Here is a 3831-nt window from a genome sequence, read left to right as displayed (position 1 = left end):
TCGACCGATCCGGACAGCATCGGATCGGCGGAGGCGCGGTTGGTCAAGGTGCCCAGCACCGCTTCGCGCGACAGCAAGATCTCGGCGAACAGGTCGGGACTCGGCTGATTGAAGTAGCGGTGAATCAGATTCTGCAGCCGGCTAGTCTCGGTTTCGAGCCGCGCGAGAATCTTGTCGGACTCGCGCACCTGACGCACATCCTCCCACGCCGTGCCGAGCACCTTGGCGCCGTTCCAGATCAGCACCGCCAGGATCATGACCACCGCCGAATTCAGCGCCGCGATCGACAGAATGCGCCAGCGGATCGGCACCGCGCGCAACAGCACGACGATGCGGGTGCGGCTCTGCGCGGCGAGGCTCGCCGGCCGTTCTGCAACCTCGCGTTTTCCGAGTGCGGCCAAGACCCTCACTCCACGCTGCGGACGTTCGGTCCGGCCGTCGCGGAGGCGCGCGGGGCGAGGCCGACAAAGCAGGTCTCGAAGCTGCGGTTGAGATCGATCGTGCCGGTCCTGGTCTGCTCGCGCTCGGCGATCGAGCGGAGCGCCTGGACTGCCGGATGGTCGTCGCCTCGGATGTCAGGCGCCCCGAACTCGCACGCGAAGACACCCGCTGCGGCTGTCATCAGAAACAGCGCGACAACGAGTATGATGCTCCGCGGAAGCTCGGCGCGGTACACAGGCAAACTTCTTGTTCCCCTTGCAATAAGGTCTATGGCGGCCCGAAAAGGTTCAACGCTTCTTTACGTTTTCACGATCGCGCTATTGTGCTAATTGACGGAAGGCCGTCAACGGCGGCAGGCGATCGGCCTTGGCAGGCTCGAGGAGCGGCCCCTCGGTTCAGGATCGGGGTATTGCGCGTCCCGGTGACAGCGTCGATTTGATGTTAGAGGCTGGTTTTGCGGTTGAATTCGCTGTTCAGGTCATTGCAACTCTTGGCTGTATTGGCCGCGGCCAGCTTCACCTCGGCCTCGGCGGCCACCGACATCATGTGGTGGCACGCAATGTCCGGCGAACTCGGACGCCAACTCGAGAAGGTCGCCGCGGATTTCAACGCCTCGCAGTCCGATTATCGTGTCGTCCCGAGCTACAAGGGCAACTATACCGAGACGGTCAGAGCGGCGATCTTCGCCTTTCGTTCCCGCAGCCAGCCGGCCATCGTGCAGGTCAACGAGATCGCCACCGCGACCATGATGGCGGCGAAAGGCGCGATCTATCCGGTCCATGAGTTGATGCACGACCAGCGCGAGGCCTTTTCGCCCGGCGCCTATCTGCCGGCCGTGGCCGGCTATTACGCCGATCTCGACGGCAATCTGCTGTCGTTCCCGTTCAACTCGTCGACCCCGATCCTCTACTACAACAAGGACATGTTCCGCGACGCCGGCCTCGATCCGGAGCTGGCGCCGAAGACCTGGCCCGAGATCGGGCAGGCGGCGAAGCGGCTGCGCGACCGCGGCGCGCCTTGCGGCTTCACCACGTCCTGGCCGTCCTGGATCCATGTCGAGAATTTCTCGGCGTTCCACAACCTGCCGCTGGCGACCGAGGCCAACGGCTTCGGCGGGCTCGGTACCTCCCTGACCTTCAACAATCCGGTCGTGGCGCGCCATGTCGCGCAGCTCGCGGAATGGCAGGCGAGCAAGATCTTCGATTACAGCGGCCGCGCGACGACGTCGGAGCCGCGGTTTCAGAAGGGTGAATGCGGCATCTTCATCGGCTCCTCGGGCACGCGCGCCGACATCAAGGCCAATTCGAAATTCGAGGTCGGCTACGGCATGATGCCCTACTGGCCCGACGTTGCCGGCGCGCCGCAGAACTCGATCATCGGCGGCGCCACGCTGTGGGTGCTGCGCGAGCGTCCGGCCGCCGAATACAAGGGGGTGGCGAAGTTCTTCGCCTTCCTGTCGCGGCCGGAGGTTCAGGCGGCCTGGCACCAGAACACGGGCTATCTGCCGATCACCCGCGCCGCCTACGAGCTGACGCGCAAGCAAGGGTTCTACGGCCGCAATCCCGGCTCCTCGATCGCGATCGAAGAGATCACGCTGAAGCCGCCGACGGAGAATTCACGCGGCCTCAGGCTCGGCTCGTTCGTCTTGATCCGCGACGCCATCGAGGACGAGCTGGAGCAGGCGTTCGCCGGTCGGAAATCGGCGCAGGCCGCGCTCGATTCCGCCGTCGAGCGCGGCAACCGGCTGCTTCGGCAATTCGAGCGCGCGGGGCCCGAGCGGTAGTAACGCTCGTATCCAGCCCGATGGGTGCCCCCTGGTTATCCATGCTAAGCATTGCATTGGCGCTGACCGGAGGGGCTTGTCCGTTGCGCTGCCGCGAGGAGGAATTTGAAGATGGATATCGACCTTCCGGATGTCGTTGCCGGGGTGAAGGCGGCGTTTGAGCGATACGAGAAAGCGCTGCTGTCCAACGATGTCGCAGTCCTGAACGAGCTGTTCCGTAATGACACCCGCACGCTGCGCTACGGCATCGCCGAGAACCTGTACGGCCATCAAGCGATCTCCGGTTTTCGGGCGGCGCGTTCACCCGTCGGCCTGAACCGCCGCCTCGTCCAAACCGTGATCACCAGCTATGGCCGCGATAGCGCCGTCGCCTCGACGTTGTTCTATCGCGATACGATGCCGGGCCGCGTCGGCCGGCAGATGCAGACCTGGATCCGCTTTCCCGAAGGCTGGCGCATCGTCGCAGCCCATGTCAGCGTGATTGACGATAAGACCTGACCATCTTGCACGGGTAAGGGACGGGAGTAGTTAGATTGCATGACTGATCGGGAGAGGGTGATGCGAGGGATGGCGCTGGTTGCGGGGGCATTGCTCACGCTGGGCTCACCGGCGCGCGCCCAAACCGAAAGCTGCTCCCCGATCACAACAGCGTCCCTTGCGCAGGCCAATGTGGAGATATCCGGATCGAAGTGGCAGGAGGCGGGCGAGGGGCTGCCGAGGCACTGCGTCGTCACGGGTCTCGTCGATCCGCGCACCGGCATCGACGGAAAGTCCTATGCCATCCGTTTCGAGCTGCGCCTGCCGGCGGAGTGGAACGGACGCTTCCTCCACCAGGTGAACGGCGGCAATGACGGCGTGGTGGTGCCGGCGCTCGGCGACAAGCCGGACGGCGCGGTTTCCGGCGGCACGGTGCCGCTCGCCCGCGGCTTTGCGGTGCTGTCGTCCGACAGCGGTCATTCCGGCAACGATGCCGCCAACAAGCCGCTCGGCCTTGCCGCCGGCGCGGCCTTCGGGCTCGACCCGCAGGCCCGGCGCGACTACGGCTATGCCGCGGATATCACGCTGGCGCCGATCGCGCGCAAGATGATCGCGCTGCATTACGGCCGTGAGCCGGATCACGCCTATATGGCGGGATGCTCCAACGGCGGGCGCCACGCCATGGTCGCGGCCTCGCGGATGCCGGAGGCCTATGACGGCTTCCTCGCCGGCAATCCCGGTTTCGACCTGCCGCGCGCCGCGATTCAGCATGCCTGGGACGTGCAGGCCTTCCTCAAGGTCGATCCGGACCTGCGCAAGTCGATCACCAAGGAGGACGCCCGCCTGGTTTCCTCCCGCATCATCGAGGTCTGCGACGCGCTCGATGGCGCCAAGGACGGACTGACCGCCAATCTCGCCGCGTGTCAGAAGGCTTTCAACTGGAGCAGCCTCCTCTGCAAAGCGGGACAGAACGAGACATGTCTGCCGGAGGCGAAGGTCGCGGCGTTGAAGACCAGTCTGGCCGGGCCGCAGAATTCCAAGGGCGAGGCGCTGTATTCGGATTGGCCGCTCGACGGCGGCATCGGCACCGGCAACTGGCGCGCATGGAAAGTCGAGAGTCCCGTGGCGCC

Annotated in this window: 4 protein-coding genes and 1 pseudogene; 3 read left to right on the top strand and 2 right to left on the bottom strand. The window is 65.2% G+C overall.

Translation table 11 applies throughout. The features are described from left to right. Positions 1-401 (bottom strand): annotated as a pseudogene (locus JOY90_RS33600) (histidine kinase); the annotation flags it as partial. A gap of 5 nt (positions 402-406) precedes the next feature. Next, on the bottom strand, positions 407-622 hold the full coding sequence (locus JOY90_RS33595; RefSeq protein ID WP_291695391.1) for a hypothetical protein: 216 nt from the start codon (positions 620-622) through the stop codon (positions 407-409). Between the two features lie 300 nt (positions 623-922). Between JOY90_RS33595 and ugpB the strand changes: the two genes are divergently transcribed. The 3 genes from ugpB to JOY90_RS33580 form a co-directional block, all read left to right on the top strand. Next, entirely contained in the window at positions 923-2224 is a 1302-nt protein-coding gene (gene ugpB, locus JOY90_RS33590; RefSeq protein ID WP_291695392.1) for a sn-glycerol-3-phosphate ABC transporter substrate-binding protein UgpB, read from the top strand. A 111-nt stretch (positions 2225-2335) separates the two neighbouring features. Next, the gene (gene hpxZ, locus JOY90_RS33585; protein ID WP_291695390.1) at positions 2336-2722 is read left to right on the top strand and encodes an oxalurate catabolism protein HpxZ; all 387 of its coding nucleotides are present in this window, start codon (positions 2336-2338) and stop codon (positions 2720-2722) included. Between the two features lie 60 nt (positions 2723-2782). Next, on the top strand, positions 2783-3831 hold a 1049-nt coding region (locus JOY90_RS33580), incomplete at its 3' end, for a tannase/feruloyl esterase family alpha/beta hydrolase (protein WP_291695389.1).

This window comes from Bradyrhizobium sp., from assembly GCF_019242285.1.
In the GTDB taxonomy this organism is placed as follows: Bacteria; Pseudomonadota; Alphaproteobacteria; order Rhizobiales; family Xanthobacteraceae; genus Bradyrhizobium.
The sequence above is the reverse complement of the archived record's forward strand: the minus strand, read 5'-3'. Positions and strand labels throughout refer to the sequence as shown.

What these genes read in the sequence shown, in the direction of transcription:
- JOY90_RS33595 (WP_291695391.1), bottom strand. Translation starts at nt 622, where the DNA reads ATGACAGCCGCAGCGGGTGTCTTCGCGTGCGAGTTCGGGGCGCCTGAC.
- hpxZ (WP_291695390.1), top strand. Translation starts at nt 2,336, where the DNA reads ATGGATATCGACCTTCCGGATGTCGTTGCCGGGGTGAAGGCGGCGTTT.